Here is a 6,274-nt window from a genome sequence, read left to right on the forward strand (position 1 = left end):
TATCTAACCTTAACTTATTTCTGGTATAATCGTTTTCAAAATTTGTAGAATCTATGGCATAGGCAATACCTTTTTCATCAAGATAGGATAAAATTTCACTCTTTTTTATATTCAAAATAGGTCTGATTAGTTTTCCATTTTTATAATCCATGGCCCTAAGTCCATCAAGACCTGTACCCCTGATTATCCTCATAAGGACTGTTTCTGCCTGGTCATCCATATTGTGGGCTACAGCAATCTTACTAGATGGAAATTTTTGTGCCAAGTCTTCGAAAAACTCATAGCGCAAACGTCTGCCAGCATCTTCTGCTGATGTTTTTAATTTTCTAGCATACTCATCCATGGACTTTGACCTACTATAAAATTTTAAGCCAAGCCTTTCTGCCGTAGACCTTACCAGGTCTTCGTCTAAACCAGCTTCCTTCCTATGTAGGTGGTTTAGGTGGGCAAGTACAAGGTCAAAACCAAGATTATCTTTAAATTGATTAAGGATATGGATTAGAAATTGGCTATCAGGGCCACCACTTGCCCCAACAATTACCGTATCTCCCCTAGAAATTAGCTCGTTTTCTACAAGGGTTTTATAAACCCTATCTTCCATTTTCATTTGTTGGTGTCCCTACTTGTTGGTTTTGATTTTGGTTATTGCCTGCATTTGGAAGCTGGTTTTGCCCAGCATTTTGATTATTATTCTGATTTGAGTTAGGGTTTTGGTTAGCATTTTGATTATTATTCTGATTTGAGTTAGGGTTTTGGTTAGCATTTTGATTTGCATTTTGGTTGGCATTTTGGTTAGAATTGGTATTTGGATTATTATTAGAATTATTTGAAGAATCAGCCGGCTTAGTTTGATTTTCCTCGTCAGGATTATTTACCGGCTTAATTACAGAATTTTCTTCCTTCCTATTTTCATCTTTTTTAACCATACCGAGTTTTTCCTTGGCTATTTTTTCCTTAAATTCATCAGTATTTCTCATCTCATAATCGTCTTTAAGGCTTTTTATTTCTGTTTTTACATCTTCTAGTTTTTTTTGACTAGAAATTATATCCTTGGTCATATGTTCATTTTCCATATTCATGGAATGATTCAAATAAAGAAAGCCAACACTTGAAATGACAACTAGACCAAGTGCTGTTCGCAAAAATCTTTTATTCTTTTGTCTTCTTTTAGAAAGGTAGGCGTCTTTCCTCGCCCTTCTTCTATTTTTAACCATCTATTACCTCATACATTTCATCTGCTGTATTTTTCTTAGCGCCTTCTATCAAATCAAGGACTTTCACCTTTAGGACTGACTTTCCAAAGGTAATTTCTATTATATCACCTTTTTCAACTTCACTTCCTGGCTTGGCGGTCTTGTCATTGATTTTTACACGCTCATTCTCACAAGCTTCCTTGGCAACTTGTCGTCTTTTTATAATTCTTGAATTTTTTAAAAATTTATCTACTCTCATAACTTAACTTTACTTTTTTAGTCTGCCTTATGCAATTTAGCCAAATTTTCAATAATTAGTATAGTTATATTATGAAATACATTCTCCATATCGATTGTGATGCCTTTTACGCATCCTGCGAAGAAATCAGAAATCCAAAACTTAAGACCAGACCCATGGCTGTTGGGGGACTTAGCAATAAATCTATAATTACAACCGCAAATTACCAGGCCAGGAAATTTGGCATCCACTCTGCTATGCCAGTTTTTATGGCAAAGGACCTCTGCCCCAACCTAATTATGGTTAAGGTTGACCATCCTTATTATAGGGAAAAATCTATGGAGGTTTTTGACTTGGTAAAAGCTCACGCTAGACTTTTCGAACAAGTTTCTATAGATGAGGCTTACATTGAAATTGACCTTAAAGACCCTCTTAACTTTGCAAAAAGCCTTCAAGAAGAAATCCTAAATAAGACTCAGATTCCTATATCTATCGGAATTTCCTACAATAAATTTCTCGCCAAACTTGCCTCCGACTGGAATAAACCCTTTGGAATAAAATATATAGGCAAAGATGACGTAGGCAAAATCCTGCCAGACCTACCTGTTGGTAAGGTTCACGGCATAGGCAGGCGTGGGTCTGCCAAGCTTAATAGGATTGGCATTTACAAGGTGGCTGACCTTTTAAAATTAGACAAAGAATTTTTAGAGGGCCTCTTTGGTAAGGGTGGAGACTATATTTACGGAGTAATAAGGGGCATTGACGAAAGACCTGTAAATCCAACCAGAGATAGGAAGTCAATCGGCAAGGAAAGGACCTTTAGGCAAAATACCAAGGACATCCAAGTTTTAAAAGAATATTTAAGGAGAATTTCCGACCTAATTGAAATTGAAATGATAAAAAAAAATATACAAGCAAAGACCATTTCCATAAAATTGAAGGATGAAAATTTCAAAAACCAAACTCGTTCAATTACCATTCAAGAACCAATTTTCCAGGCCGATTATATCTATGAGGAAGCCTCAAAACTCTTAGATGAAGCCTTTCATGGCCAATATATCAGGCTAATCGGTATATCCCTATCAAATCTCTCAGCAAGGGATATCAACCAACTTAGTTTTCTATAAAAAATACCCGCAAGTATTTTTCCATACTTACGGGTCTTATTTTATTCTTGATCTAAGATTGATTCTTGTTTAACTTCTTCGTCTTCTGCTTCCTCAACTGGACCTAAATCTTTTTTGAAAGCTGCCCTTACTTTTTCATCAATTTCCTTAGCAAGTTCAGCATTTTCTTCTAGCATTAGCTTGACATTTTCCCTACCTTGGCCAAGTTTTTCTTCGCCATAGGAATACCAAGAACCAGCCTTTTCAATAATATCCAAATCAACTGCTGTATCCAAAAGAACACCAGCCTTTGAGATACCCTTACCATACATAATATCAAATTCGACTATCTTGAATGGTGGGGCTACCTTATTTTTAACAATCTTAACCCTAGTCCTAGAACCAATAGAATTATCTCCTTCTGTAATAGTCTTAACTCTTCTAATATCAAGCCTTACTGAAGAATAAAACTTAAGGGCACGTCCACCTGTAGTTGTCTCAGGATTTCCAAACATAACTCCGATTTTTTCCCTCAATTGGTTGATGAAAATAACAGTTGTATTTGATTTGGAAATGATACCTGTAAGTCTCCTTAAGGCCTGGCTCATAAGTCTAGCCTGTAGACCCATGTGGCTATCACCCATCTCTCCTTCAATTTCAGCCTTTGGTACAAGAGCTGCAACAGAGTCGATTACGATTAGGCCAACTGCCCCACTCCTGACAAGACTTTCTGCTATATCAAGGCCTGCCTCACCAGTGTCTGGTTGAGACAAAATCAATTCATCAATATTTACCCCAAGATTTCCTGCATACTCAGCATCAAGAGCGTGTTCTGCGTCCACAAAGGCACAGGTATCGCCAAGTTTTTGGGCTTCTGATATTACGTGAAGAGCGAGGGTTGTCTTACCAGATGATTCTGGTCCATAGATTTCAATGACCCTTCCCCTTGGGAGTCCGCCAATACCTAGGGCTATATCAAGGTTAACTGCCCCTGTAGGAATAGCATCTATAGCCATTCTTGGAGCTTCTCCCATCTTCATGATTGAGCCTTTGCCATATTTCTTTTCTATCTGCTTAAAAGCCTGATCAAGGGCCTTCTTTTTTTCTGCGTCCATATACACTCCTTATACACTTACTGTCTACTATTATTATATATCTTTTTTTAATAAAGTCTAATTTCTTGTTCTAACCATATTTATGGCAAAAATCGCAAATTGAATAGTAACCATGATTATGAGTCCAATATTAATTTGTTGCACATTAATCATAAGAGGTACCATCAAAAATAAAAGTCCTCCAAAAGCAACTATATTTGAACTTAGCCTATCTTCTAAGTAGGAATTTTTCCTCTTTGCGTTTAACATTATAATTCCCATTATTACCAAAGATGATAAAAATAAAACCGGAAAAAAATTACCATATCCCCAAGTCATTGGGGAAACAAAATTAAACCTTTTTATAGTAATACTAGCCCCATCAGTCATAAATCTCTGGTGGATAAAATTACCTAAAAGAGCTGCAAGGACTTGGAAAACTAATAGGATTAACTCCACCCTTATTAGTTTCTTACCTTCTTCATTATTCATACATTCTCCTATATTCTAATCTTAAATATTTTCTAAGTCTAAAACTTTTTTATTTTTAATTAGATAATCAAGTCCTGAAATAATTGTCAAAATAACTGCCAAATAAAAAACATATACTCCAAATTTATTTAGGGCTTCGTTGTGAAGGAGGAGTAAAACAAGCGAAATCATCTGGCTTGTAGTCTTAGCCTTGCCCCACATAGATGCAGCTATAGTTATACCCATGTCAGCTGCTAGGGTCCTAAAACCTGTAATTATTAGTTCTCTAGATATAATTATAATTACTGCCCAAGCAGGAATAATTTTTGCTTCCACAAGGACTATAAAGGCTGCCATAGTTAGGACCTTATCGACTAAAGGATCTACAAATTTACCAAAATTTGTAATTAGGTTTCTAGACCTAGCGAGATATCCATCAAGGGCATCTGTTAGGGATGCTATCATAAATAAAATAGCAGCTAGGTTGTAGCTTGTGCCGTAGAAATAAAAAGCTACGACAAAAATTGGAATCATAACAAGCCTTACCATTGTCACTTTATTTGCTATATTCATATTTTTCTCCTATAAATTTTCAATATGGGTCCTATCCACGAGGACCTTACGAGGTTTACTGCCCTCATAACCACCGACTATACCCTTTTGCTCCAGCTGGTCAATAATCCTGCCAGCCCTAGCATAGCCGATTTTAAGCTTCCTTTGAAGCATGGAAACTGATGCTGTTTGGTCAGCCACAATTACCTTTATAGCTTCATCTAAAAGCTCATCCTCATCTTCAAGATCTGTACTTACATTTTCTTCTACTTTTTCTATAGCTTCTTCATTATAAGAAGTTTCGCTTGAACCCTTTATATATTCTACTACACTTAAAACCTCTTCATCAGATATAAAGGCCCCCTGGATTCTCAAAGGTTTCATAGAATCAGATGACGCATAGAGCATATCGCCCTTGCCAAGAAGTTTCTCTGCTCCTTGGCTATCTAAGATTGTCCTAGAATCTATCTGACTTGTTACAGCGAAAGAAATTCTTGATGGGATATTTGCCTTAATTGTTCCTGTGATTACGTCTACTGTTGGCCTTTGGGTTGCAATTATTAAGTGGATTCCACAGGCCCTTGATTTTTGGGCAAGCCTTGTGATATAGTCTTCTACCTCGCTTGCAGCTGTCATCATTAAATCTGAAAGTTCGTCCACAATTACCACTATATATGGAAGATTTTCCATAGAATCATCAGTCTCAGCCGCTCTCTTATAGCCTTTTATATCCCTAACATGATTTTCTTCAAAAAGTTTATACCTTTTTTCCATCTCAGAAATCGCCCAAAATAGAGAAGACGATGCCTTTTTAGGATCAGTTATAACAGGCATTATCAAATGTGGGATACCATTATAGATAGAAAGCTCAACGACTTTTGGGTCTATCAAAAGGAGTTTGACCTCATCTGGGCTGTGTTTATATAAAATTGACATAATAATTGTGTTTATACAAACAGACTTACCAGAACCAGTCGCTCCTGATACCAACAAATGTGGCATTTTTTCAATAGCTGAAATGATTACTTCACCAGAAATTGACTTGCCCATAGCGAAAGGAATAGCATACCTTGATTTGATAAATTCTGTAGATGAAATTATTTCCTTAAAGCCTACTACTTCTTTTTTATCGTTGGCTACTTCAATTCCAACATGGGATTTGCCAGGAATTGGTGCTTCTATCCTAATTCCAGATGTGGCTAGGCTTAAGGATAAATCATCAGCCAAATTTACAATCTTTGATACCTTAACACCCCTAGCTGGTTTTAGCTCATAGCAGGTGACAGTTGGTCCCACGTCTATCTGGACGATTTTACCTTCGATACCAAATGACTCCAAGGTTTCTTCAATTGTCCTTGCCTTGGCCCTGATTTCATCATTATCAATCCCATCTTCTGTGTCAACATCATTTAAGAGGTTGACTGGTGGGTAGGAATAATTTGCAAATTCTCTTTTTAAGTCTTCATTAAGGTCTGCAAATTCAACTTGCTTGGACTTGTAATCCTTGATTAGTTTTTCATTTTTTTCTTCATCTTGTCTTGGCATTTCCTCTTGTCTGACCAGCCTTCTTTTAGCAGCTTTTCTTGGCTGATTATTGGCTTGACAATTTTTAATCTTTAA

At 36.5% G+C, this 6,274-nt stretch carries 8 protein-coding genes; 1 reads left to right on the forward strand and 7 read right to left on the reverse strand.

Annotated features, from left to right (window positions below):
- The 3 genes from tilS to RQ907_RS06850 form a co-directional block, all read right to left on the reverse strand.
- The coding region (tilS, locus tag RQ907_RS06840; RefSeq protein WP_311492632.1) for a tRNA lysidine(34) synthetase TilS at window positions 1–607 on the reverse strand (607 nt) is incomplete at its 3' end.
- Window positions 591–1,214, reverse strand: a complete 624-nt coding sequence (locus tag RQ907_RS06845; protein ID WP_311492633.1) for a septum formation initiator family protein — start codon at window positions 1,212–1,214, stop codon at window positions 591–593. The genes RQ907_RS06845 and tilS, both read right to left, overlap by 17 nt.
- The gene (locus tag RQ907_RS06850; protein ID WP_311492635.1) at window positions 1,207–1,452 is read right to left on the reverse strand and encodes an RNA-binding S4 domain-containing protein; all 246 of its coding nucleotides are present in this window, start codon (window positions 1,450–1,452) and stop codon (window positions 1,207–1,209) included. The genes RQ907_RS06845 and RQ907_RS06850 overlap by 8 nt, the downstream gene beginning before the upstream one ends.
- A gap of 71 nt (window positions 1,453–1,523) precedes the next feature.
- On the opposite strand from RQ907_RS06850, the gene RQ907_RS06855 reads away from it, so the two are divergent.
- Window positions 1,524–2,558: a DNA polymerase IV gene (locus tag RQ907_RS06855; RefSeq protein WP_311492636.1), complete on the forward strand. Its 1,035-nt coding sequence runs from the start codon at window positions 1,524–1,526 to the stop codon at window positions 2,556–2,558.
- Window positions 2,559–2,599: 41 nt separating this feature from the next.
- Here the strand turns inward: RQ907_RS06855 and recA are convergent, their stop codons facing one another.
- From recA to RQ907_RS06875, 4 genes are all read right to left on the reverse strand, one after another.
- Window positions 2,600–3,652 (reverse strand): recombinase RecA, encoded by a 1,053-nt coding sequence (gene recA, locus RQ907_RS06860; RefSeq protein WP_311492637.1) that lies wholly within the window; start codon window positions 3,650–3,652, stop codon window positions 2,600–2,602.
- A gap of 57 nt (window positions 3,653–3,709) precedes the next feature.
- Window positions 3,710–4,123: a hypothetical protein gene (locus RQ907_RS06865; protein WP_311492638.1), complete on the reverse strand. Its 414-nt coding sequence runs from the start codon at window positions 4,121–4,123 to the stop codon at window positions 3,710–3,712.
- 21 nt (window positions 4,124–4,144) lie between these two features.
- Window positions 4,145–4,675, reverse strand: coding sequence for a CDP-diacylglycerol--glycerol-3-phosphate 3-phosphatidyltransferase (pgsA, locus tag RQ907_RS06870; RefSeq protein WP_311492639.1), 531 nt, complete (start codon window positions 4,673–4,675; stop codon window positions 4,145–4,147).
- A gap of 9 nt (window positions 4,676–4,684) precedes the next feature.
- Window positions 4,685–6,274: DNA translocase FtsK (locus tag RQ907_RS06875; RefSeq protein WP_311492640.1), on the reverse strand; the 1,590-nt coding region annotated here is incomplete at its 5' end.

It is taken from the genome of uncultured Anaerococcus sp., from assembly GCF_963510575.1.
GTDB lineage: Bacteria > Bacillota > Clostridia > Tissierellales > Peptoniphilaceae > Anaerococcus.